At 61.6% G+C, this 26,107-nt stretch carries 26 protein-coding genes; 15 read left to right on the top strand and 11 right to left on the bottom strand.

Annotated features, from left to right (window positions below):
• Positions 1–22: 22 nt before the first annotated feature.
• Positions 23–4,339 carry a DEAD/DEAH box helicase gene (locus ACYZT3_RS26315; protein ID WP_462031064.1) on the bottom strand — a complete coding sequence of 1,439 codons (4,317 nt, stop codon included), beginning with the start codon at positions 4,337–4,339 and terminating at the stop codon, positions 23–25.
• A 299-nt stretch (positions 4,340–4,638) separates the two neighbouring features.
• On the opposite strand from ACYZT3_RS26315, the gene ACYZT3_RS26310 reads away from it, so the two are divergent.
• Positions 4,639–5,523, top strand: a complete 885-nt coding sequence (locus tag ACYZT3_RS26310; protein ID WP_046053235.1) for a sugar nucleotide-binding protein — start codon at positions 4,639–4,641, stop codon at positions 5,521–5,523.
• Positions 5,516–6,445 carry an NAD-dependent epimerase/dehydratase family protein gene (locus ACYZT3_RS26305; RefSeq protein WP_462031063.1) on the top strand — a complete coding sequence of 310 codons (930 nt, stop codon included), beginning with the start codon at positions 5,516–5,518 and terminating at the stop codon, positions 6,443–6,445. Before ACYZT3_RS26310 ends, ACYZT3_RS26305 begins: the two co-directional genes overlap by 8 nt.
• Positions 6,446–6,545: 100 nt before the next feature.
• On the opposite strand, the gene ACYZT3_RS26300 is transcribed toward ACYZT3_RS26305, so the two are convergent.
• The 5 genes from ACYZT3_RS26300 to ACYZT3_RS26280 all read right to left on the bottom strand — a co-directional run bounded on the left by ACYZT3_RS26300 (position 6,546) and on the right by ACYZT3_RS26280 (position 10,604).
• On the bottom strand, positions 6,546–7,244 hold the full coding sequence (locus ACYZT3_RS26300) for an OmpW/AlkL family protein (protein WP_462031062.1): 699 nt from the start codon (positions 7,242–7,244) through the stop codon (positions 6,546–6,548).
• A gap of 103 nt (positions 7,245–7,347) precedes the next feature.
• The gene (locus tag ACYZT3_RS26295; RefSeq protein WP_282379224.1) at positions 7,348–7,866 is read right to left on the bottom strand and encodes a DUF3299 domain-containing protein; all 519 of its coding nucleotides are present in this window, start codon (positions 7,864–7,866) and stop codon (positions 7,348–7,350) included.
• An 11-nt stretch (positions 7,867–7,877) separates the two neighbouring features.
• Positions 7,878–9,143 (bottom strand): ABC transporter permease, encoded by a 1,266-nt coding sequence (locus ACYZT3_RS26290; protein WP_282379223.1) that lies wholly within the window; start codon positions 9,141–9,143, stop codon positions 7,878–7,880.
• Between the two features lies 1 nt (position 9,144).
• Complete coding sequence (locus tag ACYZT3_RS26285) at positions 9,145–9,855, bottom strand: ABC transporter ATP-binding protein (protein ID WP_282379222.1); 711 nt, start codon at positions 9,853–9,855, stop codon at positions 9,145–9,147.
• Positions 9,856–10,025: 170 nt separating this feature from the next.
• The gene (locus ACYZT3_RS26280) at positions 10,026–10,604 is read right to left on the bottom strand and encodes a DUF2796 domain-containing protein (RefSeq protein WP_462031061.1); all 579 of its coding nucleotides are present in this window, start codon (positions 10,602–10,604) and stop codon (positions 10,026–10,028) included.
• Between the two features lie 135 nt (positions 10,605–10,739).
• On the opposite strand from ACYZT3_RS26280, the gene ACYZT3_RS26275 reads away from it, so the two are divergent.
• Positions 10,740–11,087, top strand: coding sequence for a hypothetical protein (locus tag ACYZT3_RS26275; protein ID WP_462031060.1), 348 nt, complete (start codon positions 10,740–10,742; stop codon positions 11,085–11,087).
• Here the strand turns inward: ACYZT3_RS26275 and trxA are convergent.
• The 3 genes from trxA to ACYZT3_RS26260 all read right to left on the bottom strand — a co-directional run bounded on the left by trxA (position 11,084) and on the right by ACYZT3_RS26260 (position 13,174).
• Positions 11,084–11,956 (bottom strand): thioredoxin, encoded by an 873-nt coding sequence (trxA, locus tag ACYZT3_RS26270; protein WP_282379217.1) that lies wholly within the window; start codon positions 11,954–11,956, stop codon positions 11,084–11,086. The two genes, ACYZT3_RS26275 and trxA, sit on opposite strands and share 4 nt — an antisense overlap.
• Before the next feature lie 100 nt (positions 11,957–12,056).
• Positions 12,057–12,713 carry a class I SAM-dependent methyltransferase gene (locus ACYZT3_RS26265; protein ID WP_282379215.1) on the bottom strand — a complete coding sequence of 219 codons (657 nt, stop codon included), beginning with the start codon at positions 12,711–12,713 and terminating at the stop codon, positions 12,057–12,059.
• A complete protein-coding gene (locus ACYZT3_RS26260) occupies positions 12,710–13,174 on the bottom strand; it encodes a YbaY family lipoprotein (RefSeq protein ID WP_282379337.1) in 465 nt (154 codons plus the stop codon). Before ACYZT3_RS26260 ends, ACYZT3_RS26265 begins: the two co-directional genes overlap by 4 nt.
• Before the next feature lie 128 nt (positions 13,175–13,302).
• Here ACYZT3_RS26260 and nrdR point away from each other — a divergent pair, with 128 nt between their 5' ends.
• The 12 genes from nrdR to ACYZT3_RS26200 all read left to right on the top strand — a co-directional run bounded on the left by nrdR (position 13,303) and on the right by ACYZT3_RS26200 (position 22,160).
• Entirely contained in the window at positions 13,303–13,767 is a 465-nt protein-coding gene (gene nrdR / locus ACYZT3_RS26255; RefSeq protein WP_003228656.1) for a transcriptional regulator NrdR, read from the top strand.
• Complete coding sequence (gene ribD, locus ACYZT3_RS26250; RefSeq protein WP_282379212.1) at positions 13,764–14,897, top strand: bifunctional diaminohydroxyphosphoribosylaminopyrimidine deaminase/5-amino-6-(5-phosphoribosylamino)uracil reductase RibD; 1,134 nt, start codon at positions 13,764–13,766, stop codon at positions 14,895–14,897. The genes nrdR and ribD overlap by 4 nt, the downstream gene beginning before the upstream one ends.
• Before the next feature lie 46 nt (positions 14,898–14,943).
• On the top strand, positions 14,944–15,621 hold the full coding sequence (locus ACYZT3_RS26245; protein WP_282379210.1) for a riboflavin synthase: 678 nt from the start codon (positions 14,944–14,946) through the stop codon (positions 15,619–15,621).
• Positions 15,622–15,637: 16 nt separating this feature from the next.
• Positions 15,638–16,729: a bifunctional 3,4-dihydroxy-2-butanone-4-phosphate synthase/GTP cyclohydrolase II gene (gene ribBA, locus ACYZT3_RS26240; protein ID WP_462031059.1), complete on the top strand. Its 1,092-nt coding sequence runs from the start codon at positions 15,638–15,640 to the stop codon at positions 16,727–16,729.
• Between the two features lie 91 nt (positions 16,730–16,820).
• Complete coding sequence (ribH, locus tag ACYZT3_RS26235; protein WP_095109665.1) at positions 16,821–17,297, top strand: 6,7-dimethyl-8-ribityllumazine synthase; 477 nt, start codon at positions 16,821–16,823, stop codon at positions 17,295–17,297.
• Positions 17,294–17,794, top strand: a complete 501-nt coding sequence (nusB, locus tag ACYZT3_RS26230; protein WP_131062003.1) for a transcription antitermination factor NusB — start codon at positions 17,294–17,296, stop codon at positions 17,792–17,794. The genes ribH and nusB overlap by 4 nt, the downstream gene beginning before the upstream one ends.
• A 17-nt stretch (positions 17,795–17,811) precedes the next feature.
• Positions 17,812–18,777, top strand: a complete 966-nt coding sequence (thiL, locus tag ACYZT3_RS26225) for a thiamine-phosphate kinase (protein ID WP_462031058.1) — start codon at positions 17,812–17,814, stop codon at positions 18,775–18,777.
• The gene (locus ACYZT3_RS26220; protein WP_150782649.1) at positions 18,774–19,277 is read left to right on the top strand and encodes a phosphatidylglycerophosphatase A family protein; all 504 of its coding nucleotides are present in this window, start codon (positions 18,774–18,776) and stop codon (positions 19,275–19,277) included. Before thiL ends, ACYZT3_RS26220 begins: the two co-directional genes overlap by 4 nt.
• Positions 19,278–19,300: 23 nt before the next feature.
• On the top strand, positions 19,301–20,038 hold the full coding sequence (locus ACYZT3_RS26215) for a substrate-binding periplasmic protein (protein ID WP_282379194.1): 738 nt from the start codon (positions 19,301–19,303) through the stop codon (positions 20,036–20,038).
• Positions 20,039–20,326: 288 nt separating this feature from the next.
• Positions 20,327–20,944, top strand: a complete 618-nt coding sequence (gene ribA / locus ACYZT3_RS26210; protein WP_027924335.1) for a GTP cyclohydrolase II — start codon at positions 20,327–20,329, stop codon at positions 20,942–20,944.
• Positions 20,941–21,360, top strand: a complete 420-nt coding sequence (locus tag ACYZT3_RS26205) for an MFS transporter (protein ID WP_462031057.1) — start codon at positions 20,941–20,943, stop codon at positions 21,358–21,360. Before ribA ends, ACYZT3_RS26205 begins: the two co-directional genes overlap by 4 nt.
• Complete coding sequence (locus ACYZT3_RS26200; protein WP_462031056.1) at positions 21,360–22,160, top strand: cobalamin-binding protein; 801 nt, start codon at positions 21,360–21,362, stop codon at positions 22,158–22,160. The genes ACYZT3_RS26205 and ACYZT3_RS26200 overlap by 1 nt, the downstream gene beginning before the upstream one ends.
• A gap of 39 nt (positions 22,161–22,199) precedes the next feature.
• Here the strand turns inward: ACYZT3_RS26200 and ACYZT3_RS26195 are convergent, their stop codons facing one another.
• Both ACYZT3_RS26195 and dxs read right to left on the bottom strand, forming a co-directional pair.
• Positions 22,200–24,083: a TonB-dependent receptor domain-containing protein gene (locus ACYZT3_RS26195; protein WP_282379182.1), complete on the bottom strand. Its 1,884-nt coding sequence runs from the start codon at positions 24,081–24,083 to the stop codon at positions 22,200–22,202.
• Positions 24,084–24,135: 52 nt separating this feature from the next.
• Positions 24,136–26,034, bottom strand: a complete 1,899-nt coding sequence (dxs, locus tag ACYZT3_RS26190; protein ID WP_282379180.1) for a 1-deoxy-D-xylulose-5-phosphate synthase — start codon at positions 26,032–26,034, stop codon at positions 24,136–24,138.
• Positions 26,035–26,107: the final 73 nt, after the last annotated feature.

The following is a 26,107-nucleotide window of genomic DNA, read 5'->3' as shown; positions in this document are numbered from 1 at the left end:
GAAAGGGCCAGCCCGGAAAACATCAATGCCGGATCAGTTTGTTATGTAGCTCGGTAGTCGATTGCTGATCCAACTCCAACCAAAAAAGCTGCTTGCCGGCAATCTCGGCAGCGGCGGGCAATCCATCGCGATACACCAATCGATTACTCGCCAAGGCCGGCACTTTTACTCCCGGCAGAAGCGTCCCGGCGAGGTTCAGCGGATCAACCCCGCACACGGCAATCAAACTCCCGTCATGCGGCCGTCGCCGCACCTCGCGCAGTAAAGGAATGGCCTCGGGCAACGCAAATTGTTCACCGGCCAAGCCACTGACAAACCGTCCGCCGCGAATCTCGCCTCGAGCTTCCAGCCGATGGAAAGTGCGTAGCAATTCTCGCCAGCTCGGCAACCAATCCGCTTCACGTTCCAGCACACGCCAGAACACCACGCCGTAGCGCCGGAGCAAGGTCATGGCGATATGTTCAAGGGTGTCGGTCGGCGTGGGCGCCGGGCGCTGGTTATCCACAACCGGCGCAGGCGCCCCGCGCCGCAACAGCGCCCAGCGCCCGGCATCGTCCATCCCGCCGACAAACGCTCCGCGCCCGCGGCGGCTGCTGCGATTTTGTCGCTTGCTGGCCGGGGTGATCAGCGCTCGCAGGCCGGCGAAGCTGTCGGCATTCACCAACCCGGCGCCGACCAATTCCTGCAAGGCGATTTCCAGTTCCGAGCGCAGCAGATGAGCCTCGTGAATCAGCTCATCGAAAAACAGCGCGCCGTGTTGGCTGAGCGCTTCATACACTTTCTGTGTCTTGGGCGACAGCTCGCTGGCCGGCGTCTGCTCGGTCAACCCGCTCCACAACCCGACCCGACTGCGGGGCAACAGCAGAATCGGCGTGCTGCGCAACGCCGTGCTGGCGCTCTTGTTGCGCGCGGTCAGGCGCGTCCACACCCATTTGCCGCTACGGCACAGGTCATCCAGCCAACTCGCCGAATAGCCTTTGATCCGCGCTGGCAGGAGGTCGCTGTCCCAGGCTGAAGCAGCGGCGGGATAGCCTTCGAACTGACCGACTATTGCTGGCAACACTGCGCTGCCCTGGCCTTGGGTCGCGGCGGACAGATGCTGCCAGTCGAACAGGAAACGCATGAAGTCTTGCAGCGCCACGGGCTCGATTTCCCGCCGCAGACGCTTCACGGTGTAGCGGTGAATCCGCGCCAGCAGATGCCGTTCGCACCATTCTTCCTCACCCGTGGCGGGCGTGAATTGGCCGCGCAGCACATAGCCTTCGCGTTCCAGTTGCGCCAACGCCTGGGTGACTTGAGTCGCCGGTAGTCCGAGCGGTTCGGCAATCGCTTTCAGCGGCAGCGGACCGAACGCGCTGAGCCGCGCACGAAGCACTTCGAGCACCGCTTTGTCCGGCGCCCAGACTTCATCGAACCCGGGCAACGCCTCCAGCCGTGGCTGCAAAATAGCTTGTGGATAAATCGCGTTCAGGCAAGTCAGCCGCTCCAGTGCCAACCATAGCGCTTGCCCTGCATTGACTTGCAAGCGGCTGGCGCGACCGCTGTCGGCCAGGGCGTTCAGCCAATCGAGCCAGTCTGGATTGGCCTGCGCCTCGACGTCGCTGATGCATGCGAGGCTCATCAACGCCTCATGCATTTCATCGGCGCCACTCGGCGTTGGCCAGGCTTCCTCGCGCACGGCTTGAATGGCTTGCGCATCCAGCGCACCGAGGTCGTCGGTGGACTGCGGATCGCTCCAGCGACGGTTGAGTACCGCTTGAGTGCGGCGTTCTTCCAGCGGTGCATCGTCGAGAAAGGTGTAGGGCCGGGCGCTGAGGATTTCCGCGGCCAGCGGCGAGGGGGCTGGTAAATCGCGGCTGATCAGGCGGATGTCGCCACGTTCCATACGCCGCAACAACGCTAGCCAGCCTTCGCTGTCCATGGCCTCGTGCAGGCAATCGTCGAGGGTTTGTTCCACCAATGGATGGTCGGGAATCTCCCGTTCGCCGGCGAGGTTTTCCAAGCAGGCAATCTGCTCGGGAAACACGCTGGCAATCAGGTCGTCGCTTTTCATCCGCTGGATCTGCGGCGCGACTTTGCGCCCGCCGGTATAACGCGGCAGCGCCAACGCCACCCCGGCATTCCAGCGCCAGCGCACACCGAACAGCGGCGCATCGAGCACGGCTTGAACCAGGGTGTGTTCGGCGCTGTTGCTGTGCAGGTAGCGCCAGACGTCATCGAGCTCAAAACTGTGGCTGGTCGACAGCGACAGGACAATGGCGTCTTCGCTGGCGGCAGCCTGCAATTCGAAGTTGAAGGTGCGGCAGAAGCGCTTGCGCAGGGCCAACCCCCAGGCGCGGTTGATACGGCTGCCGAACGGTGTGTGGATGATCAGTTGCGTGCCGCCGGACTCGTCGAAAAACCGCTCCATCAGCAACGTGTCCTGGGATGGCAGGGCGCCGAGGGTCAGGCGCGCATGGGCCAGGTAATCGACCAATTGTTCGGCGCTGGCAAGGTTCAGGCCGAGGGTGTCGGTCAGCCAGTCGATTGCCGGCTGCAAATTACCGGGTGTGGCACCCAGCAGCTCATCAAGTTGCGCTTGCAAGCGTGCCACGGCGAACGACAGTTCAGCACTGCGGCCCGGGGCCTCACCAAGCCAGAACGGAATGGTCGGCGGTTGGCCCTGAGCGTCTTCGACCCGGACCTTGCCGGTTTCAACGCGCAGGATTCGGTAGGAGGTGTTGCCCAGTTGGAAGACATCGCCGGCGATGCTTTCCACCGCAAAGTCCTCGTTGACGCTGCCGATGTTCAGCCCTTGGGGTTCCAGCAGCACGCTGTAGTCGGCGTTGTCCGGGATGGTCCCGCCGCTGGTCACGGCGGTCAGTTTGGCGCCCCGGCGACCGCGCAGGGTGCGGGTCACGGCGTCGCGGTGCAGGTAAGCGCTGCGGATACCCAGGCGACCGTTGTAGCCTTCGGCGAGCATCTGCAGCAGCGCCTGATAATGTTTTTCGTCGAGTTGGGCATACGGCGAGGCGTTGCGAAACATCTCCAGCAACGCCTGCTCTTGCCATTCCTGGCAGCTCACCTCGGCGATGATTTGCTGGGCCAGCACGTCCAGCGGTGCCTTGGGAATCTGCAAAGTGTCGAGTTCGCCGCGCCGCACGCAGTCGAGCAGGGCGGCGCATTCGATCAGGTCGTCGCGGGTGGTGGCGAACAAGCGGCCCTTGGGCGTGCCGCCAACCTGGTGCCCGGAGCGGCCGACGCGTTGCAGGAACCCGGCAATCGAGCGCGGCGAGGCAATCTGGCAGACCAGGTCGACCTCGCCGATATCGATCCCCAGTTCCAGGGACGCGGTGGCGATCAGCACTTGCAACTCTCCGCGCTTGAGCCGTTGCTCGGCGTCGAGACGAAATTCCTTGGCCAGACTGCCGTGGTGGGCGGCCACCGCCTCGTTACCAAGACGCTCGCTCAAGTGTCGACTCAGGCGTTCGGCGAGGCGCCGGGTGTTGACGAAAATCAGGGTGGTGCGGTGTTCGCGGGCGAGGGCTGCGAGGCGGTCGTAGACCCGTTCCCAGACGTCGTTGGCCATGACTGCCGACAACGGCACGGGCGGCACTTCGATGCCCAGATCTCGCGGGCGGGCATGGCCGATGTCGATGATTTCGCACTCGCGATCCCGGCCAACCAGAAATTGCGAGACGGCTTCGATGGGTTTTTGCGTGGCAGAAAGACCAATCCGCATCAGCGGTTGTGCGCACAACGCTTGCAGTCGCTCGAGGCTGAGGGCCAGGTGGCTGCCGCGCTTGCTGGCGGCGATCGCGTGAATTTCGTCGACGATCACCGTGCGGGCGGTACTGAGCATTTGTCGGCCGGAGTCGGAACCGAGCAGCACGTAAAGGGATTCCGGGGTGGTCACCAGAATGTGCGGGGCGTTCTTGCGCATCGCCGAGCGGTCTTTTTGCGGCGTATCGCCGGTGCGCACGGCGGTGTTGATCTGCAGTTCGGGCAGGCCCATCGCGCGTAACTGCTCGGTGATGCCGGCCAGCGGGTTTTGCAGGTTGATCTGGATGTCGTTGGACAAGGCTTTAAGGGGCGAGACGTAGACCACCAGGGTTTCATCCGGCAGATGGCCGCCGTTGGCCAATCCGCGGTGGACCAGGTCGTCGATGACCGCGAGGAACGCGGTGAGGGTTTTGCCAGAGCCAGTGGGGGCGGCGATCAAGGTCGAACGGTGCTGGCGGATCAACGGCCACGCCCGGGCCTGGGCGGCGGTGACCGTCGGGAAGGTGCAACTGAACCAGGCACTGACGGCGGGGTGGAAGCCTGCCAGGGCGCTGTCCGTTGGGATGGGCAGATTCATGTCCTGATTTATGCGGGCGAGTCGGGGAAGATGCAAGTACCGCTCAAGACCTTCGCCGATGCTGAGGGCCTCTTCGCGGGCAAGCCTCGCTCCTGCAAGGGAATGCGATCACCTGTAGGAGCGAGGCTTGCCCGCGAAGGGGCCATTAGCCGCACCACAAATCCAGGGGATCTACACTTTACGGATGACGGTTGCGCTCTAAACCCGCAAAATGCAACGATTCCGGCACTATCGACGGCATCGCCCGCGAGCGGTGTCGATAAAGCCATTGTTTCAATCAGACTGGGCCTGCTGACTTTATGCGAATGCGCCTTATGTTACTGGGCGGCGGAAATGCCCTTGGGCAGGCGCTGATTCGCCTCGGTGCGGAGGAAGACATCGGCTTCCTCGCCCCCCGCCCACCGCAAGACGGCTGGGATGCCGCGACCCTGACGCAACTGCTCGACGACACCCGTCCAGACGCGTTGATCAACCTCGCCTATTACTTCGACTGGTTTCAGGCGGAGACGGTCAGCGAGCAGCGTCTGGCCGGGCAGGAGCGGGCGATCGAGCGTCTGGCCGAACTGTGCCAGCATCACAACATCGTTCTGCTGCAACCGTCGAGTTATCGAGTGTTCGACGGCTCCCGGGCGACGGCCTACAGCGAAAAAGACGAACCTGTGCCCCTGGGCCTGCGCGGTCAGGCCTTGTGGCGAATCGAACAAAGCGTACGCGCCACTTGCCCGCAACACGTGCTGCTGCGATTCGGCTGGCTGCTTGATGACAGTCCCGACGGCACTCTCGGGCGTTTTCTCGGTCGCGCCGAACTACCTGAAGAACTGTTGATGGCCGACGACCGTCGGGGCAATCCGACGCCGGTAGATGACGCTGCCCGGGTGATCATCTCGGTGCTCAAGCAACTCGATTGCTCGGCGCCGCTGTGGGGCACCTACCATTACGCCGGGCATGAGGCGACCACGCCGCTGGCGCTTGGGCAGGCGATCCTCACCGAAGCACGTGCCCTGCACCCGCTGGCCATCGAAGCGCCGACTGCCCAGGCTCACGCCGCGCGACCGGACGCCGCCGAAGAGCCGCAACACGCGGTGTTGGCCTGCAAGAAAATTCTGCACACCTTCGGGATCAAGCCCCGCGCCTGGCGTGCGGCTCTCCCGGGCTTATTGGATAGGTTTTATCGCCATGGCTGACGGCCCTGTTTTAATCACCGGCGGTGCCGGTTTCATCGGCTCGCACCTCACCGATGCCTTGCTCGCCAAGGGCCATTCGGTGCGCATTCTCGATGACCTCTCCACGGGCAAACGCAGCAACTTGCCGCTGGACAATCCCGGCGTCGAACTGATCGTCGGCGATGTCGCCGATGCCGAGTTGGTCGCGCGGGCGATGGTCGGTTGCAGCGCTGTGGCGCACCTGGCTGCGGTGGCGTCGGTGCAGGCGTCGGTGGATGATCCGGTGAAGACTCACCAGAGCAATTTCATTGGCTCGCTGAATGTCTGCGAAGCCATGCGCCAGGTCGGTGTCAAACGGGTGCTGTTCGCGTCCAGTGCAGCGGTCTACGGCAACAATGGCGAAGGCGAGTCGATCGACGAAGACACGCCCAAGGCACCGTTGACGCCTTACGCTTCGGACAAATTGGCGAGTGAGCATTACTTCGATTTTTACCGTCGCCAGCATAGTCTGGCGCCGGTGGTGTTCCGCTTTTTCAACATCTTCGGCCCGCGCCAGGATCCGTCCTCGCCGTACTCCGGGGTGATCAGCATTTTCAGCGAGCGCGCGCAGAAGGGCCTGCCGATCACGGTGTTCGGTGACGGTGAGCAGACTCGCGATTTCGTCTACGTCGAAGACCTGGTCGACTTGCTGGTGCAAGCCATCGAGAAACCGAAGGTCGAAGTCGGCGCGGTCAACGTCGGCTGGAACCAGGCCACGACCCTCAAGCAAATGCTTGAAGCCCTTGAAGCAGTGGTCGGTCAATTGCCACCGGTGAGCTATGGCCCGGCGCGCTCCGGTGACATCCGTCACTCGCGAGCGAACAATCAGCGTTTGCTGGAGCGCTTTACCTACCCTGAGCAGACACCGATGCGTGTCGGCCTGGCGCGGTTGCTGGGGCGCTGATGATTGTTGGGACGCGGAGCGTCCCGGGCTGCATTCCCACGCGGAGCGTGGGAACGATCAAAAAAGGCGCCTTTCGAGGCGCCTTTTTTGTGCGGCATTTTTAGAACTTGTAACCCAGGCCAACCATGTAGATGAACGGGTCCACGTCCACATCGACCTTGGCGCGAGTGCCCGGTGCCACTGCGTTATTTTCCACTGTAGCGGTGGTGTCGATGTCGATGTAGCGCACCTGGGCGTTGATCATGATGTTGTCGGTAATCATGTAGTCGGCGCCGACCTGAAACGCCATGCCCCAGGAGTTATCCGCCTTGAAGTTGCTGAAGCCGTTGGCGCTGGCTGCGCTGCCGACGTGCTCGTCGTAAATCCAGGTGTAGTTGATACCGGCGCCAACATACGGCTGGAATGCGGACTTCCCGTCCAGTGGGTAGTACACAACGCTCAGCGTCGGTGGCAGGTGTTTCAGGCTGCCGAGTTTGCCGTTGGCCGCGCCCAGGGCGGTGCCTTTGATCTTCACGTCATGCTCGAACGGCGAGGCCGCCAGCAGTTCGATCCCCCAGTTGTTGGTGACCATGTAAGCGAAGTTCAAACCCAGTTGCGTGTCGCTGCTCATGGTGGCCTTGCCACCCAGATCGGCACCCTTCAACGGGCCCTGATCAACCTTGACGCTGGAACTGTCGGCTTTCGGGTTGACGGTGATCGCACCGGCGCGAACGAGGATGTCGCCAGCTTCGTGGGCGTAGGCTAGCGGTGCTGCGAGCGCGAGGGCAAACAGCGAAGCGCAGAGCTTGGACTTGTGCATTGAGGGCTCCAAAGGACGTTAAAAATATTTGATGTCCAATGGTACGGAGCCGTCTGGTACGGTCTTTTGATTCAGCTCAATGAAACAGTGATAGGGGCGTCATTTACTCTGGCAGCTCATACACATAAATCTTGTCCGCCTCCATCTGATACCCCGCGTCGGCCAATTCGCTGCTGGATGCTTTGACCTGCAGCGCACCCTCGATCCAGTACGGCTGATACAACTCATCGAGCTTCACACCGACCGCGCTTTTGACGTGCACGATCTGGTTCGATGGCGGTGGCGGCACGTGGATGCAGGCGCCGAAATACGGCACCAGCAGAAACTCCGTGGTGCGACCTTCTTCACTCACTTCCAGCGGCACGATGTAGCCCGGCAACCGAATGTTCCGGCCGTCGAGGCTTTTTACCACCGGTGCATTCGGCATGTCTTGCTTGGCCGCGGGTGCCGACTCGGCGGCCAACGCGCTGCCCATCTGCGACAGGTCGTGCAGCGGCGTCATGTTGGGCACTTCCGGCGCGGCGTCCGGCGGGATCATTTCCGACCAGGTCAGGTCTTTCGGTTCGGCCGCCCATAGCGGCAGGGCGATCAGCATCAACAGCGCAAGCACAGCGCGGGGCATGTTCAACGTCCTCATAAACGAATCGACAGGCCATCGGCCAAGGATTGGCGATACGCGCGCCAGGCCGGCACGCTGCCCATCAGCAACGCGGCGATCAGGATGCCACCGAGCAGCGTCCATTCATATTCACTTGGCCAGGCCAGCGGCAAGTACAAGCCGTAATTCGCCTGCACGTAGCCCTGAGCTGCGGCAATACACACGTAAAGCAGCGCTACACCGGCGATTACCCCGGACAACGCCAAGGCAAACGCCTCCAGCACCAGCAAGGTCGCGATGTGCCACGGCCGGGCACCCACCGAGCGCAGAATCGCCATCTCCCGACGTCGTTCGTTGAGGCTGGTGAGGATCGCCGTGAGCATGCCGATCAACCCGGTCAGCACCACGAACAGCGAGACCACGAACAAGGCTTTTTCCGCCGTGCTCATCAAACTCCACAGTTCTTGCAGCGCCACGCCCGGCAGGATCGCCAGCATGGGCTCACCACGAAATTCATTGATCTCACGCTGTAGTGCGAAGGTCGAAATCTTGCTGTTGAGGCCGAGCATGAACGCCGTGATCGCTTGCGGCGTCAGGTCCATGTTGCGTGCCTGATCGGCACTGATCCGACCGTTGCCGCGCGCCGGCACGCCGTTGTGCCAGTCGATGTGGATGGCTTCCATCCCACCGAGGCTGATGTGCAACGTACGGTCCACCGGGGTGCCGGTGCGTTTGAGAATACCGACCACGGTGAACGGCTTGTCGTCGTGCTTGACCAGACTGATCACCGCCACACCGTGGGCCAGCACCAATTTGTCACCGAGTTTGTAGTGCAGCGCATCGGCCACTTCGGCCCCGAGTACTACTTCAAACGGGTTGGTGGCGAAAGCCCGGCCGTCGGCCAGTTCCAGGTGCTGTTGATGGCCGTATTGATAATGCTCGAAGTACGCCTCGGTGGTGCCCATCACCCGATAACCGCGATGGGAGTCGCCGAGGGACATCGGGATCGCCCACTTCACTTTCGGGTTGTTGGCGAAGTGCTCGAAGCTGTCCCAACGAATGTTGTTGGTGGCATTGCCGATGCGAAACACCGAGTAAAGCAGCAGGTTCACCGAACCGGAGCGAGCGCCGACAATCAGGTCGGTGCCGCTGATGGTGCTGGCGAAACTGGCCTTGGCTTCGGTGCGCACGCGTTCCACGGCCAACAGCAGACAAACCGACAGGGCGATGGCAAACGCGGTGAGGATCGCGGTGAAGCGACGGTTAGCCAGACTGGCCATGGCTAGACGAAACAAATACATCTCAAACCTCCAGCGGCGTGGCGGCGCGATTGAGATCGGCCAGCGACAGGTGGCGATCGAACAGCGGTGCCAGGCTCTGATCATGGCTGACGAACAACAGGCTCGACCCGGCTTCGCGGCATTCGGCGAACAGCAAGCGAATGAAATTCTCGCGAGCGTCGTAATCCAGGGCCGAAGTCGGTTCGTCGGCGATCACCAATTCCGGCTGACCGATCAACGCACGCGCAGCGGCCACCCGTTGTTGCTGGCCGATGGAAAGCGAATCGGCGCGGCGGCCGAGCAGGTTTTGATCCTTCAAACCCAAGTGGGCGAGGAGGGTGGCCGCCGCCTGATCGACGCTGCCGTGGCGCTGGATCGCCCGTTCAGCGCGCAGTTTGGAAAAGTGGCAGGGCAACTCGACGTTCTCGCGCACCGAGAGAAACGGCAGCAAGTTGAACTGTTGGAAGATGTAGCCGGTGTGATCGACGCGGAAGCGGTCGCGGGCACCAGCACCGAGTTCGGTCAGTTCCTGGCCCAGCAACCGGATACTGCCGCGATCGGGCTTCTGCACACCACCGAGCAGGCCGAGCAGGGTGGTCTTGCCACTGCCGCTGGGGCCCTTGAGGAACAGGGTTTCACCGGGCATAAGGCTAAACGCCGGGATATCCAGCAGCGGCGGATGATCGGGCCAGCTGAAACCCAGGTCGGACAGTTCGATGAGTGCTTGGGTCATAGCGCCGATTTCATGGGTTTGTCTCAATTTCACATTTAACACCAGACCCTTGTAGGAGCGAGCGGGCGGCGATCCGACTTGCCCGCGAAGAGGCCATCACGTCCAGCGGAGATGTCGACTGTCATGACGCCTTCGCGGGCAAGCCTCGCTCCTACAGGGCGCGTGGTGGATCAGAATTTCAGGGCGGCAGCCTTGGCCGTCACTTCAACCCCTTGCTGCCCGCTCGGGCTGATCAGTTGTACCTGAATCTTCTGGGTCACCGGGAACGTATTGAAGATGTTCGCCAAGTCCAGGTTTTTCAGCGCGCCCGGTGCCGAGCAACTGAACTGGTAATGAGCGTGGATTTCGCTGTGGTCGTGGTGGTGCTCGTCCTTGCCTTCCTCATCGTGATCATCATCGGCATCGGGTTTGTCACCGAACAGCGGACTTTCCAGTTCCTGAGTCGCAACCACGCAACCGGCGGCTTTCGGCAGGTTGAACAGTATCAGCGGTTTCTCAAGCTGCGCACGAACGGCGGCGACTTTGGCCTTGTCGGCGTCGGTGGTGGCGGCGTGTTCGAAACCCACCAGGTTCATCGCCGGGCTTTCCAGTTCCAGCTCCAGGGTCTGACCGTCCAGCGTTGCGTTCAGGCGACCGACGCCATGTTCGTGGGCGCCGAGGCTGCCGTGCTCATGATCGTGTTCATCAGCGGCGTGGGTGACGGCCAACGGCAACAGGGCAAACGGCAGAGCGAGAAGCAGACGGCGCATGGCGGGTATCCGAAAAGTAAAATGAATATTGTGTTATGTGATCTTATAACGAAAGTGCCGAGAGTTTGACCGGCTACTTGGCGTTGCACAAGTCCCATGGGAGCATGCGAATCAGAAATGTGCAGGAGCAGACTTATGTTGCGTATACGCGGAAGCATCGGCGACTGGCCGGTGGATTTGACGCTGGAGATGGATGACGGGGACTGGGCACGGCTCGGTGCGCAGTTGCAGGTGGTCACGCCCGAGGCCAGTGCAGCGCCGGCCAAATCTATCAATCAGGATGATGCGCTGTGGCAGATCGCGAAGGATTTGCTGCGCAAGGTCGGGCAATTGAGCGGGCCGGATTTACTCGATCAGTTAGAAGGATTGACCGGCAGCGCGGCGTCGGGCAAACGCTTGCTGGTGCGTTTGCGCCATTGCTCTGATGTGAAAGTGACGAGCGGCGGGGATACGCCGCTCTATAGCTGGATCGAAAACGCTTAGTAAAGCGCAGCAAACAACTTGCGACGATAAGTGGTCACCAGTGGATGATCGTTGCCCAGCAGTTCGAACACCTGCAGCAAGGTCTTGTGCGGCAAGCCTTCGCTGTAGCTGCGATTGCGCACGAACAGCTTGAGCAACGCATCCAGCGCCGCATCGTACTGCTGACGCGCCAATTGCTGGATCGCCAATTGATAAACCGCTTCATCGTCCTGCGGATTTTTCGCCAGGCGCGCTTTCAGGTCTGCTGCATCCGGCAAATCCTTGGCCTGGCCGAGAAACTGGATCTGCGCCTTGGCGCCGGCGAGGGCGGCTTTGTGCTCATCACTCTTGACCGCGTCAAGCACGGTTTGCGCTTCACCCAACTCGCCACGTTCGGTGAGGCAGCGGGCGTAGAGAATCAGCGCCTTGGCACTGGTGTTGTCTTCGCCCAGCAGCACTTTCAGTGTGGCTTCGGCGTCGGCGAAGCGATTGTCATCAAACAGCGCCTGAGCTTGCTCAAACGGGTCGGCAGCGGCCGGCGGCGGCATTTGCACGTGAGGCTCAAGCATCGCGCGCACAGCGGATTCTGGCTGTGCACCGGAAAAACCGTCCACCGGCTGACCGTCCTTGAACAGCACAACGGTCGGCAGGCTGCGAATGCCGAAGCGCGAAACGATGTCCGGCTCGACGTCGCAGTTGACCTTGGCCAGCAGCAACTCGCCCTGATAGCTCTCGGCGATGGTTTGCAGCATCGGCATCAACGCCTTGCACGGCGCACACCATTCGGCCCAGAAATCCACCAGCACCGGTTTGTGGAAAGAGTTCTCGATCACCGACTGCTCGAAATCGGCAGTCGTGGCGTCGAAGATGTACGGCGTTTCCTGACTCATGGGGGATCTCGTAAAAGCGTGAATGGGGCAACTATACGGCGTGGCGGGGTGTGGCCGGAAGCCGGAACACTGATCGTTCCCACGCAGAGCGTGGGAACGATCATGTCCGTGTGGCGTGGTAGAGGCTCACATGCCGAAACTCTTCGGGTTCGGCCAGATCGGGCAAGGTCATCGCTTCGAGCATTTCAATGCGCTGATACAGCGGATGGCGAAAATCCCTCACGCGCGAATCGGCCACCAGCGCTTCCTGGCCACGACTCAAGAATTCATCGAGCAACGGCAGATTCGCCCGGTCGTACAGCACGTCCGCCACCAGAATCAGATCAAAGCGATCCGCTTCGGCGAAAAAGTCTGTCGAGTAGCTGAGGTGTACGTCATTGAGTTCGGCATTCGCCCGACACGCGGCAATCGCCAGCGGGTCCAGGTCGCAGGCGACTACTTCCAGCGCGCCGGCCTTCACCGCCGCAATCCCCGCCACTCCGGAACCGGCGCCGAAATCCAGCACCCGTTTGCCCTCGACCCAGTGCGGGTTCTGGGCGAGATAACGGGCGACCGCCAGCCCACTGGCCCAGCAAAAACTCCAGTAAGGCGGCTCATGGAGAATTCGCCGGGTTTCTTCCGGGCTGAACGCGCGGTCCATGTTGTCGCCGTCGATCAGCCAAAGCTTCAGATCGGTGTCCGGTAATTCACAGGCAACCAGCTGTGCGTCACCGAGCAGTTCGCCTAACGCCTGTTGCAGGTCGAACGGTGCAATCATGGCGCTTTGACGAATTGCAGCTGACCCAGTACTTGCGTCGTTGGCTGCGTGATGACCCGCGACGGCAGATGCAAAATCAGCTGGCCGGACTGGCTGGCGCGGCCACGCAGTTCAACGCGGGCACCGACCGGGAAGGATTCCGGGTTGAAACGCAGGTGAAACGGCAGAACTTGGTTGGTGCCGATCAGGCTGGAGCTGGCCAGCAATTGCTGCGGGCGGTCCTTGTCGTCGATCACCAGCAGCGCCAGTTCGACTTCGGCGCCGGCCGGCACGCCTTGCAGGGTGCCGCTCAATTCACGCTGATAAGCGGGCAGCGGGCCGAGGTTGGCTGACTCCTTGGCTTTCTTCTGCGCCTGTTGCGGCGCGGGGCCTGGCGTCGGTGGCTGGGGCTTGGGCGCATCGCTGCTGCAGGCCACCAGCAGGCTGAAAAGACTGAGCAAAACGAGCGGTCTTAGGGACATTTGCGGCTCCAGCAAGGTGAAATCCATGGATCTAGCTCTATAACCCGTCTGTATACCGTAAACCCTATGGCTTGTCTTGCCACCGGGATGCGCTACCATGGCCCTCCCTTTTTTTGTTGCCTGCCACCATGCACTGTCCCTTCTGCGGTGCCAACGACACCAAGGTCATCGACTCGCGTCTGGTCGCCGAGGGCGAACAGGTACGCCGCCGGCGTGAATGCCTGGCCTGCGGCGAGCGTTTTACAACGTTCGAGACTGCCGAACTGGTGTTGCCGCGCCTGATCAAAACCGACGGCAGCCGTCAGCCGTTCGACGAAGAAAAACTCCGCGCCGGCATGCAGCGTGCGCTGGAGAAGCGCCCGGTGAGTGTCGAGCGCCTGGAATCGTCGTTGGTGCACATCAAACACAAACTGCGCGCCACCGGTGAGCGAGAGGTTAAATCCCTTGTCGTCGGTGAACTGGTGATGGCCGAGCTGCAAAAGCTCGACGAAGTCGCCTATATCCGCTTTGCTTCGGTGTATCGCCGCTTCCAGGACCTCAATGAGTTCCGCGAAGAGATCGATCGCCTGGCCCGTGAGCCGGTGAAAGAATGACCACCTCCGTAGAACAAGCCATCCTCGACGCCCATTACATGGCTCGCGCCCTGGAACTGGCGCGCAAAGGTCATTACACGACACACCCCAACCCTCGGGTGGGCTGCGTGATCGTGCGGGACGGGCAGATTGTCGGCGAAGGCTGGCACGTGCGCACCGGCGAACCCCACGCCGAAGTCCACGCCCTGCGCGCCGCCGGCGATAAGGCGCGAGGCGCCACCGCTTACGTGACCCTCGAACCTTGCAGCCACCACGGACGTACGCCGCCCTGCGCCGATGCGCTGGTACATGCGGGCGTGGCTCGGGTAGTCGCGGCGATGCAAGACCCGAACCCGTCGGTTGCCGGTCGTGGCATGCAGCGCCTGGCCCAGGCCGGCATCGCCACTGAAAGCGGTGTGCTGGAAGGCGAAGCGCGCAAGCTCAATGAAGGTTTCCTCAAGCGCATGGAGCACGGCTTGCCGTTCGTGCGGGTCAAGTTGGCCATGAGCCTCGACGGCCGCACGGCGATGGAAAGCGGCGAAAGCCAATGGATCACCGGTCCTGCGGCGCGTTCGGCGGTACAACGCCTGCGCGCCCAGGCGAGTGTGGTGCTGACCGGCGCCGACACGGTGCTGGCGGACAACGCTCGTCTCACCGTGCGTGCCGATGAGTTAGGCCTGGACCCTGAACAAACGGCCCTGGCCATGAGTCGCCTGCCGCTGCGCGTGCTGATTGACGGCCGTCTGCGCGTGCCGCTGGACGCGCCGTTCTTCAAGGCCGGCCCGGCGCTGGTCGCCACGTGCATGGCGATCGAAGAGCAATACGCCAATGGCCCGGAGTGCCTGATCGTGGCGGGCGAGGATGGTTTGGTCGACCTGCGCAAACTGCTGGTCGAACTTGCCGCCCGTGGGGTCAACGAAGTGTTGGTCGAGGCGGGCCCGCGTCTGGCCGGGGCTTTTGCTCAGCAAGGGCTGGTGGACGAGTTCCAGATTTTCATCGCCGGCAAGTTTCTCGGCTCTTCGGCGCGACCGTTGCTGGACTGGCCGCTGGCGCAGATGAAAGACGCGCCGGAACTTAAAATCACCGAAATCCGTGCGGTTGGCGATGACTGGCGAGTCATCGCCATTCCTTCGCCAGCGGCGAGCGTATAATTCTGGGCCTGCGCCACGCGACAGCCCTGTTCTCGAGGAGGACTCCATGTTTACCGGCATCATCGAATCCATCGGCAGTATTCGTGCATTGACCCCAAAAGGCGGAGATGTGCGGGTACACGTAGAAACCGGCAAGCTCGACCTGAGCGACGTCAAACTGGGCGACAGTATCGCGGTCAACGGCGTATGCCTGACTGCGGTTGAATTGCCAGGCAACGGCTTTGCGGCGGACGTCAGTCGCGAAACCCTCGACTGCACCGCCATGAATGACCTGAAAAGCGGCAGCCCGGTCAACCTGGAAAAAGCCTTGACCCCGACCACTCGCCTCGGCGGGCATCTGGTCAGCGGGCACGTCGATGGCGTGGGCGAAGTGGTTGCCCGTACCGAGAATGCTCGCGCTGTGGAGTTCCGCATCCGCGCACCGAAAGAGCTGGCCAAATACATCGCCCATAAAGGCTCGATCACCGTCGACGGCACCAGCCTGACCGTGAACGCGGTCGATGGCGCCGAGTTCTTGCTGACAATCATTCCGCACACCCTGAGCGAAACCATCATGGCGTCTTACCAGCCAGGTCGCCGGGTGAACCTCGAAGTTGACTTGCTGGCTCGTTATCTGGAACGCCTGCTGTTGGGCGACAAGGCCGCAGAGTCTGACTCTTTTCAAAGGCCGTCCGGAAGCATCACCGAAAGCTTTCTGGCCGCCAACGGCTACCTCAAATCCTGACCCAAGGGGGTGCCTTGTGGCGCTCAATAGCATCGAAGAACTGGTTGAAGACATCCGCCAAGGCAAGATGGTCATCCTCATGGATGACGAAGACCGTGAGAACGAAGGCGACCTGATCATGGCCGCCGAGTGCTGCCAGCCAGAACACATCAATTTCATGGCCAAGCACGCCCGTGGCCTGATCTGCATGCCGATGAGCCGCGAGCGCTGCGAACTGCTGAAGTTGCCCTTGATGGCACCGCGCAACGGTTCCGGTTTCGGCACCAAGTTCACCGTGTCCATCGAAGCGGCCACCGGCGTGACCACCGGTATCTCCGCTGCCGACCGTGCGCGCACCGTGCAAGCCGCTGCCGCGAAAGACGCCAAGGCTGAAGACATCGTCAGCCCCGGCCACATCTTCCCGCTGATGGCCCAGGCTGGCGGTACGCTGGCTCGCGCCGGCCACACCGAAGCGGCGTGCGACCTGGCGCGCATGGCCGGTTTCGAGCCTAGCGGCGTGATCTGCGAAGTGATGAACGATGACGGCACCATGTCCCGCCGCACGGAACTGGAAGCTTTTGCTGCCGAGCACCACATCAAGATCGGCACCATCGCCGACCTGATTCACTACCGGATGATCCACGAACGTACCGTTCAGCGGATTGCCGAGCAGCCGCTGGACAGCGAACTGGGCCAATTCAACCTGGTGACCTATCGTGATTCCGTGGAAGGCGACGTGCACATGGCCCTGACCCTGGGCACCGTGTGCGCCGACGAGCCGACCCTGGTTCGGGTGCACAACATGGACCCGCTGCGCGACCTGTTGATGGTCAAACAGCCTGGCCGCTGGAGCCTGCGCGCCGCGATGGCTGCGGTGGCCGAGGCTGGCAGCGGCGTCGTGCTGTTGCTCGGTCACCCGCTCGATGGCGACGTGTTGCTGGCGCACATCCGCGAAACCGCGGAGCACGTACCGGCGAAAAAACCGACCACCTACAGCATCGTCGGTGCCGGTTCGCAGATCCTTCGGGACCTGGGCGTGCGCAAAATGCGCCTGATGAGTGCGCCAATGAAATTTAATGCGATATCCGGTTTCGATCTGGAAGTTGTAGAATACGTGCCCTCCGAATAATGACCGGTTGTTTCCAGTCCTTGATTCGCGGTTAACACATCACTGAGGGACGCGTAGAAAACGCGTCCCGGCTCTTTAAGAGATCTAACGAATGACCCTGAAGACCATCGAAGGTACCTTCATCGCCCCTAAAGGCCGCTACGCTTTGGTAGTAGGCCGTTTCAACAGCTTCGTCGTTGAAAGCCTGGTCAGCGGTGCAGTTGATGCCCTGGTTCGCCACGGCGTGAGCGAAAGCGACATCACCCTCATCCGCGCGCCTGGCGCCTTCGAAATCCCGCTGGTTGCGCAAAAAGTCGCTCAAAAGGGCGAATACGCAGCAATCATCGCCCTGGGCGCGGTCATTCGTGGCGGTACTCCGCACTTCGAATACGTGGCTGGCGAATGCACCAAGGGCCTGGCCCAGGTGTCCATGGAGTTCGGCGTACCGGTCGCTTTCGGCGTGCTGACCGTTGATTCCATCGAGCAAGCCATCGAACGTTCCGGCACCAAGGCCGGCAACAAAGGTGCTGAAGCTGCCCTGTCCGCTCTGGAAATGGTCAGCCTGCTGGCGCAGTTGGAGGCCAAGTGATTAGCGACGAAAGCGATCGTTTCAACCCGCGCGATCCAAAGCCTGCGGATGCCGGCAAGCCATCGAAAAGCGTCAAGCGTCGCGAAGCCCGTCAGCTCGCGACTCAGGCGCTGTATCAATGGCACATGGCCAAAACTTCGCTGAACGAAATCGAAGCGCAGTTCCGGGTCGATAACGATTTCAGCGATGTCGATGCCGCCTACTTCCACGACATCCTGCACGGCGTGCCGGCGCACAAGACCGAGATCGATTCTGCCCTCGGCCCGTGCCTGGACATCACCATCGACGAGCTCGATCCGGTTGAACTGGCGGTTTTGCGCCTGTCCACCTGGGAACTGCTCAAGCGCGTCGACGTTCCATACCGCGTGGTGATCAACGAAGGTATTGAACTGGCCAAGGTCTACGGTTCCACCGACGGCCACAAGTTCGTCAACGGTGTACTCGACAAGCTGGCCCCGCGTCTGCGTGAAGCTGAAGTCAAGGCGTTCAAGCGCTGAAACGCGCTTGATACCCAATGGGCGAGTTTGAGCTGATCCGCAACTTCTTCGCCGCCGCGCCTTGTGCGCAGGGCGGCGAAGGCGTTGCCCTCGGAATCGGCGATGACTGCGCCTTGCTGGCTGTTCCTCCCGGGGAGCAGTTGGCGATTTCCACCGACACTCTCGTGGCCGGTGTGCATTTCGCAGATCCTTGCGACCCGTTTCTGCTCGGTCAGCGCTCGCTGGCCGTGGCCGTCAGCGATCTGGCTGCCATGGGCGCCACCCCCGTTGCCTTTACCCTTGCCCTGACGTTGCCGACGGTGACTGCCGATTGGCTGGATGCCTATGCCCGTGGTTTGAACACCATGGCGCAGAGCTGCGGTGTGGCGCTGGTGGGTGGTGATACCTCCCGTGGGCCGTTGAGCCTGACCATGACCGTGTTCGGTCGTGTGCCGGCGGGCAAGGCGTTGACCCGCAGCGGCGCGCAGCCAGGCGACTTGCTGTGCGTTGGCGGTGACCTGGGCAACGCTGCCGGCGCCTTGCCGTTGGTGCTTGGTCAGCGAACGGCTGAAGCGGCCATCGCCGATCCGCTGCTGGCGCATTACTGGTCGCCGCAGCCGCAGCTTGGGCTGGGAATGGCGCTTCGCGGTAAAGCCACCTCGGCGCTGGACATCTCCGACGGCCTGCTCGCGGACTGCGGGCATATTGCCCTCGCGTCGAAGGTCGGCATTCAGATTGAACGGGACACGCTGCCATTGTCGAACGCTTTAGTCGCCTTTCTCGGTCAATCGGGTGCAGAAGTAGCGGCCCTGAGCGGCGGTGATGATTACGTACTGGCCTTTACCTTGCCGTCCGTGGAGTTAGCGCAATTGTTGAGCGACGGCTGGCCGATCCATGTGGTCGGGCGCGTTGTGACGGGGCAGGGTGTGGTGCTGCTGGACGCCGTTGGGCATGACATCACCCCGCAAGCCCGGGGCTATCAACATTTTCGGGAGACACCGTGACAGATCATCCCAAACAGGTTCCGGCGGAATTCGTACCGCCGTCAGTCTGGCGCAATCCGTGGCATTTCCTGGCGTTCGGCTTCGGCTCGGGCACCCTGCCAAAAGCACCGGGCACCTGGGGTTCGTTAGTTGCGCTACCCTTTATCCCGTTGTGGCAGATGTTGCCCGACTGGGGCTACTGGCTGATGCTGGGTATCACCATGCTGTTCGGCTTCTGGCTGTGTGGCAAAGTGGCCGACGATTTGCGGGTGCACGACCACGAAGGCATCGTCTGGGACGAAATGGTCGGGATGTGGATCACCCTGTGGCTGGTGCCGGAAGGTTGGTATTGGTTGCTGGCTGGGTTTTTGATGTTCCGCTTCTTCGACATACTCAAGCCGTGGCCGATCCACTGGATCGACCGGCATGTGCATGGCGGCGTCGGGATCATGCTTGATGACGTATTGGCCGGGGTGTTTGCGTGGCTGGCGATGCAGGGGCTGGTATGGATTTTCGCCTGAAGGGCGAAACAGGGGGACTAAGGATGGCTCGACGCTGGTTGGCGGTGATGGTTTTCACGATGTTTTGCTCGCTCGCCCAGGCGGGTGACGGGGCGACGACGCCGTCGGTGATTCATCTGGCCAGCGAAGACTGGGAAGACTACACCGCCGCCGATGGCCACGGTCTGGGCTGGGACGTGTTGCGGGAAGTCTTCGAGCCAGCGGGGGTCAAACTGGACATCCGCAGCGAACCCTACGTCCGCTCCATGGGCCTGGCCCAGCGCGGCGAAGTCGACGCGTGTGTCGGCTCCTATCATGATGAGTCCAGCGATCTGCTCTATCCGCGCTGGAACTTCGATACCGATCACATCTACGCCCTAGGGCTGGCCAGCACCCCCGCACCGACCCCGGAAACCCTGGGCAACTATCGACTGGCCTGGGTCCGCGGCTACGACTATCAGGATTACCTGCCCAACGTACGCCGCTATAACGAAGTCATGCGGCGTACCGGGATTTTGTCGATGTTGACCCACAATCGCGCCGACTTTTACATCGACGCGTTGACCGAGGTCGACTACGTCATCAAGCGGGCCAAGGATCCGTCGCAGTTTCGTCGCACCCACATCGCGGAATTGCCGCTGTATCTGTGTTTTGCCAAGACGCCCAAGGCCCGAACACTGATGGCGCTGTTCGATCAGCGCATGGACGTGCTGGTGAAAAGCGGTCAGCTGAAACCGATCTTCGAGCGCTGGAAACAACCCTATCCATTCGACTCAAACTAAGCACGAACCCTGTAGCAGCTGGCGAAGCCTGCGTTCGGCGGCAGAGCCGTCGTGAAACCTGCCGACTCGGTCAGTTTGATACACCTCAGTGCCTGAATTTACGATGGCTGCGCCGCCGAACGCAGGCTTCGCCAGCTGCTACAGGGCGTGCGCAGACCGGGCCTCAGGCGCCTGAGATCCAACTTTTTGATCGTTATACCCCATAATTCAGCCTGAGCGTCTGTAGGAACGTGCTGTTACAATGCCGCGTCTGCGAATCTCCAGTACTTATTGATCAGGAGCACACCGGTGCCTGTCGTTTTTGTCGCCGCTTCCAAGCTGCCAACGCCTTTTGCGCAATTCACCATGCACGGCTTTCTCGATGAAGAAAACGGGCGCGAGCACGTTGTGCTGAGCCTGGGTGAGTTCGCCGACGGTGCCCCGGTACTCGGCCGGTTGCACTCCGAGTGCCTGACCGGCGATGCCTTGTTCAGCCAGCGTTGCGACTGCGGCTCGCAACTCGAGGCCGCCTTGCAGGCCATCGCTCGTGAAGGCCGTGGTGTGTTGCTCTACTTGCGTCAGGAAGGCCGTGGCATTGGTCTGCTGAACAAGATCCGCGCCTATGAATTGCAGGATGGCGGTGCCGACACCGTTGAAGCCAACGAGCGTCTGGGCTTTGCCGCTGATCAGCGTGACTATGCCATGTGCCTGCCGATGCTGGAGCACTTGGGCGTGAAGTCCCTGCGTTTGATGACCAACAACCCACGCAAGGTCAAAGCCTTGACCGACATGGGCATCGTGGTCGCCGAGCGCGTGCCGCTGCACACCGGCCACAACCCGCACAACAAACTCTACCTGGCCACCAAGGCCAGCAAGCTCGACCACATGATGGGCAACGAGCATCAGGGTGAGGCTGACCGCGCGTGACCCGAGGTCAGGTGCGGCGGCGACTGTCCGTCAACTGGTGGCAATACCTGGCGTTGGCCTTATTGCCGCTGTTCGTGATCAACGGCGTGTTTGGCCAGAGGGAGGCGCTCCTGCCGGTGCTGGCAATGCCGTTTTTCATCGCGGGTGTGGCTTCGATGTTTGTCAGCCTGAAATTCTTTGGCGGCTACAAGCACGCGTTGATCGCCACTCAAAAAGCCCTCGACACCCCTGAAGAACCTGCTGCCTGGATCGCCCTGGCGGCCAAGCGTCGCACCGCGTTCCTGGCTGCCGGCCTGCCGGCCTGGATCGGCGCGTTGGCGGTATTCGTCGGCCTCGAAGCGGTGCCGTTGATGTTGTTGGCGCTGTCGACCCTGGTGCTGTTCTACCTTTACCGTATTCCGCGTCAACTCGGTTGATGCGATCTGTCTGGCTGGCGGTTTTGCTGCTGGCCGTCAGTGGCCCGGCGGCTGCGGTCGAACGCGTTGTCAGCCTCGCGCCGTCCCTCTCTGAAATCGTTGTTGAGCTGGATTCAGCCGACCTGTTGGTGGGTGTGCTGGATGCCGGTGAGCGTCCTGCCAAACTCAAAGACCTTCCTTCCGTTGGCCGGTACGGTCAGCTGGACATGGAACAGCTGCTCAGTCTCAAGCCCGATCTGCTGTTGCTCTGGCCCGGCAGCGTTGGCCCGGCCCAGCGTGAACAACTCAAGCGGTTGAACATCCCGACCTACGTTGCCGACCCCCACAACCTCGAACAACTCACGTCGCAGATTGAGGCGATTGCCTCGCAGCTCGGCCGTCCGGAGCGTGGCGTTTCATTGGCTGAAAAGTTGCGTCAGCGACTGGATTCGCTGCGCCAGCGTTATCGTCGGGATGAGCCATTGCGGGTGTTTTATCAGGTCTGGGATCGACCGCTGTACACCGTTGGCGGCGGGCAGATCATCAGCGATGCGCTTGAAGTGTGCGGGGCGCGCAATGTGTTTGCCGACCTGACACTGCCGGCGCCGCAGGTCAGTATTGAGGCGGTATTGCAGCGTAATCCAGAAGTGATTCTGGCCAGCGATCAGGCGCAACTCGATGCGTGGAAAACCTGGCCGCAAGTGGCGGCAGTGGCGCAGGGGCAATTGCTGTTGGTGGCGGATAAAGGGCTGGAACGGCCGAGTGGGCAGATGATCGAAGCGACGGTCAAGTTGTGCCAGCTGATCGCACCCGATCGCTGAGACCGCGATGGGGCCAGCCCAAACGCCGCTAATCTCAGGTCAGAGCTTCGGCGTCCAGGTCACCCCAAACATCCACGCCCGACCTTCCTCGCGATACCCATGCTGACTGCCATCATGGCTGTACAGCGCTCGGCTATAACCCTTGTCCAGCACGTTATCGACCTTAAGCTCAAGCTTGATCTCACGATTCAACGCCCAGCTGCTGCGCAACCCCAGCAGTGCATACCCGCCCAACGGCTGCTGATTGTTTTCATCGTCGTAGCTGCTGCTCACGGCCTGCCAACTGGCGCCGAGCCCCAAGCGTTCGAACTGCCGATCCAGATCCAGGCTCAAGGTCCGCCGTGCACGGCGAGCCAGGGTGTGACCACTGTCGCGATCCCGCGGGTCGATGATCGCCACGCCGAGGTTGCTCTGCCAGCCGAACAGTTCCTGTTTCAACGCCGCTTCGAACCCGTTGATCCGTGCCGAGGCCACGTTCTGCGGACGTGAGTTGCTGCCGAAAATAATCGCGTCTTCCAGGTCCGTACGGTAAAGCGAAGCTTCCAGGCGAGCGGTGTCGGTCAGCTGACTGCGCCATTGCAGCTCGTAGCTTTTCGAGGTCTCGGGTTTCAGATCCGGATTACTGAAATCGGGGTAATACAGATCATTGAACGTCGGCGCGCGGAAACCTTCGCTGTAGGTCAGCAGCACATCGTTGTCCGGATTCAGCGGCAGGGTGAAGGTGCCGCTCCAGCTGTTCTGGCCGCCGAACTGCTGGTTCTGATCGCGGCGCAGACCCAGTTCGGTGGAGAAGCTATCCGACTGGTAGTGATGCTGAATGAACGCCGCACGGTTCCAGCGGCTGTCCTCGTCGAATGGCGTGCTGCTGTTGATTCGGTCCTCGTACCAGTCGCCGCCGAGGATCAGGCTGTTGCGCTCGTCGAGGGTCAGGTCGTTCTGCCAGTTCACCGAATCACGGTACGTGTTGAACACGCTGCGTTCGTCACTGAGCTTGTCTAAAGTCCTCTCGCGGTTTTCGCTGTGGCCGAACTCGACGCGGGTTTTCCACCGGTCGTTGATACGCGCATCGACGTAACTGCTGATGCTGCTGACCGCGAAGTCGCTGTAGGGCTGCTGCTGGACTGACTCGAACGTGTCCATGTCGAAGCGGCCGAACGGATTGTCGAACTCACTTTTGCCACGGTTATCCAGCAGGTTGGCGCCGATTTCGATGTCATCGGTGAGGGCGTGACTCAGGCTCAAACTCACCGATTTGTTGCGGTAGTCGTCATGATCGCCGTCGCTGGGATACGACTCGCGAGTGCGATTGATTCCGGCGGTTTCATCGAGGCTGGCGCCGAGATTGAATCGGGTCTGATCGTCACCGCCGGACAACCCGAGGCTGCGTTCCCAGGTCCGGTTGCTGCCGAAACCTGCGTGCATTCGCGGTTGCAAACCGGGTTCGCCGCCATGGCGGGTGAAGATCTGAATCACCCCACCTATCGCGTCGCTGCCATAAATCACCGAGCGTGAGCCGCGCAGCACTTCCACGCGCTCAACCTGTTCGATGTTGATGTGCTGCAGGTTGCTGTCACCGGAGGTGGAATTGCCGATGCGCTGGCCGTCGACCAGCACCAGACTCTGGGCTGATTTGGTGCCGCGAATGTAAATCCCCGGCAGACTGCCGCGCCCACCGGTTTGCCCGACTTGCACGCCGGGTACACGGCGCAGCAAGTCAGTGACGCTGCTCGGTTGCAGGCGATCAATGTCTTCGCGGGTGAACACGGTGTTGGCAGCGCTGCTGTCATTGCGCGCTTCGACCTGACGGTTGGCGCTGATCAGCACGTCGGGAAGCTTCAGGGCCTGATCGCGTTCGAAGGTGTCGGCCAGGAGCGGGCCAGACGGCAGAAGGGTCAGCGTCAGGGCGAGGGGAGAGAGTTTCATCGGTCATCCGTGGCGGGGGTGAAGCACGGCGCACGGGCGTGCGCCGTTTTCTTCAGGTATTGAGCAGTTGCAGGCGCTGACGAATCGAAGCCTCGATCCCAGCCTCATCCAGCCCACACTCAGCCAGCATTTGCGCAGGCTTGGCGTGCTCGACATAACTGTCCGGCAAGCCCAAATGGAGCATCGACTTGAGAATGTTTTCGCGGGCGAGAAACTCGCTGACGGCGCCACCGGCACCGCCCATGATCGCGTTCTCTTCGATCGTCACCAGCAGCTCATGGCTACCGGAGATTTCGCGAACCAGTGCTTCATCGAGCGGTTTGACGAACCGCATGTCGACCACGGTTGCATCCAGCGTTTCGGCGACTTTCAGCGCCTCGGCCAGTTGCACGCCGAACACCAGCAGGGCGACTTTGCGGCCCTGACGACGAACCACGCCTTTGCCGATTTCGATCGGTTCGAGGTTTTTTTCGATCGTCGCATTCGGACCATTGCCGCGCGGATAACGCACGGCCGCCGGGCCGTTGAACAGGTGACCGGTGGTGAGCATTTTGCGCAATTCGTTTTCGTCACTCGGGGTCATCACCAACATGCCGGGGATGCAGCGCAGGAACGACAGGTCGAAGCTGCCCGCGTGCGTCGGGCCGTCTTCACCCACTAAACCTGCGCGGTCGATGGCGAACAACACGTCGAGGTTTTGCACCGCGACGTCATGAATCAGTTGATCGTAACCGCGCTGCAGGAACGTCGAGTAGATCGCCACCACCGGTTTCGCGCCTTCGCACGCCATGCCGGCGGCGAAGGTCACGGCGTGTTGCTCGGCAATCGCCACGTCGAAGTAGCGCAGCGGGAAGCGCTCGCTGAAAGCCACCAGATCGGAGCCTTCTTTCATCGCTGGAGTGATCCCGACAAGACGCGGATCGGACGCGGCCATGTCACACAACCATTCGCCGAACACACCGGAATACTTCGGCCCGCCGGCCTTTTTCGGCGCAGCGGCCGGCGCGTCCAGGGGTTCGAGTTTGGTAATGGCGTGGTAACCGATCGGGTCGACTTCCGCCGGAGCGAAGCCTTTGCCTTTCTTGGTGACGACGTGCAGGAATTGCGGGCCTTTCAGATCGCGCATGTTGCGCAGGGTGGCGATCAGGGTCGGCAGGTCGTGGCCATCGATCGGGCCGATGTAGTTCCAGCCCAGCTCTTCGAACAGCGTGCCGGGAACCAGCATGCCTTTTGCGTATTCTTCGGTGCGACGGGCGATTTCCCAGGCGCCGGGCAGGCGCGACAGGACCTTTTTGCTGCCTTCACGCATGCTCGCGTAAGTGCGGCTGGAAAGGATTTTCGCCAGATAATTCGACAGCCCGCCAACGTTGCGCGAGATCGACATGTCGTTGTCGTTGAGGATCACCAGCATGTTGGCGTTCACTTCGGGCGCATGGTTCAGCGCCTCGAAGGCCATGCCGGCGGTCAGCGCGCCGTCGCCGATCACTGCAATCGCCTTGCGATCACTGTTCTGCAGACGGGCGGCAATGGCCATGCCCAGCGCGGCGCTGATCGAGGTGCTGGAGTGGCCGACGCCGAAGGTGTCGTACTCGCTCTCGGAACGACGCGGGAACGCCGCGACGCCGTCCTTCTGGCGCAGGGTGCCCATGCGCTCGCGACGGCCGGTGAGGATTTTGTGCGGATAGGCCTGATGACCGACGTCCCACACCAGCCGGTCGTCCGGGGTGTCGAAGACGTAATGCAACGCGATGGTCAGCTCGATGACGCCCAGGCCGGCACCAAAATGCCCGCCGGTCTGACCGACCGTGTAGAGCAATTCCAGGCGCAACTCATCGGCCAGGGTTTCCAGCTCGGCTTCGCCTAACCGGCGCAGGCCGTCCGGCGTGTTGGCACGGTCGAGCAGGGGCGTGGTCGGGCGCTTGCGGGGAATCTCATGAAACGTCGTGGGCATCAGGCGAATCGTTATAGGTATAAAAGATGCGGCAGTTTACCTGATGCATCGCCCCCTGCCCACGCGTTGGTCT

The organism is Pseudomonas sp. MDT1-16 (assembly GCF_054898115.1).
This window is presented reverse-complemented; position numbering and strand designations above follow the sequence as displayed.

Coding starts and splice junctions, on each gene's coding strand:
- ACYZT3_RS26290 (WP_282379223.1), bottom strand. CDS start 9,143: ATGTATTTGTTTCGTCTAGCCATGGCCAGTCTGGCTAACCGTCGCTTC.
- ACYZT3_RS26295 (WP_282379224.1), bottom strand. CDS start 7,866: ATGCCCCGCGCTGTGCTTGCGCTGTTGATGCTGATCGCCCTGCCGCTA.
- trxA (WP_282379217.1), bottom strand. CDS start 11,956: ATGAGTCAGGAAACGCCGTACATCTTCGACGCCACGACTGCCGATTTC.
- ACYZT3_RS26285 (WP_282379222.1), bottom strand. CDS start 9,855: ATGACCCAAGCACTCATCGAACTGTCCGACCTGGGTTTCAGCTGGCCC.
- ACYZT3_RS26200 (WP_462031056.1), top strand. CDS start 21,360: ATGCGATCTGTCTGGCTGGCGGTTTTGCTGCTGGCCGTCAGTGGCCCG.
- dxs (WP_282379180.1), bottom strand. CDS start 26,034: ATGCCCACGACGTTTCATGAGATTCCCCGCAAGCGCCCGACCACGCCC.
- ACYZT3_RS26265 (WP_282379215.1), bottom strand. CDS start 12,713: ATGATTGCACCGTTCGACCTGCAACAGGCGTTAGGCGAACTGCTCGGT.
- ACYZT3_RS26280 (WP_462031061.1), bottom strand. CDS start 10,604: ATGCGCCGTCTGCTTCTCGCTCTGCCGTTTGCCCTGTTGCCGTTGGCC.
- ACYZT3_RS26305 (WP_462031063.1), top strand. CDS start 5,516: ATGGCTGACGGCCCTGTTTTAATCACCGGCGGTGCCGGTTTCATCGGC.
- ACYZT3_RS26310 (WP_046053235.1), top strand. CDS start 4,639: ATGCGAATGCGCCTTATGTTACTGGGCGGCGGAAATGCCCTTGGGCAG.
- ACYZT3_RS26300 (WP_462031062.1), bottom strand. CDS start 7,244: ATGCACAAGTCCAAGCTCTGCGCTTCGCTGTTTGCCCTCGCGCTCGCA.
- ACYZT3_RS26215 (WP_282379194.1), top strand. CDS start 19,301: ATGGCTCGACGCTGGTTGGCGGTGATGGTTTTCACGATGTTTTGCTCG.
- ACYZT3_RS26195 (WP_282379182.1), bottom strand. CDS start 24,083: ATGAAACTCTCTCCCCTCGCCCTGACGCTGACCCTTCTGCCGTCTGGC.
- thiL (WP_462031058.1), top strand. CDS start 17,812: ATGGGCGAGTTTGAGCTGATCCGCAACTTCTTCGCCGCCGCGCCTTGT.
- ACYZT3_RS26315 (WP_462031064.1), bottom strand. CDS start 4,339: ATGAATCTGCCCATCCCAACGGACAGCGCCCTGGCAGGCTTCCACCCC.
- nrdR (WP_003228656.1), top strand. CDS start 13,303: ATGCACTGTCCCTTCTGCGGTGCCAACGACACCAAGGTCATCGACTCG.
- ACYZT3_RS26260 (WP_282379337.1), bottom strand. CDS start 13,174: ATGTCCCTAAGACCGCTCGTTTTGCTCAGTCTTTTCAGCCTGCTGGTG.
- ACYZT3_RS26245 (WP_282379210.1), top strand. CDS start 14,944: ATGTTTACCGGCATCATCGAATCCATCGGCAGTATTCGTGCATTGACC.
- ribH (WP_095109665.1), top strand. CDS start 16,821: ATGACCCTGAAGACCATCGAAGGTACCTTCATCGCCCCTAAAGGCCGC.
- ACYZT3_RS26275 (WP_462031060.1), top strand. CDS start 10,740: ATGTTGCGTATACGCGGAAGCATCGGCGACTGGCCGGTGGATTTGACG.
- ribD (WP_282379212.1), top strand. CDS start 13,764: ATGACCACCTCCGTAGAACAAGCCATCCTCGACGCCCATTACATGGCT.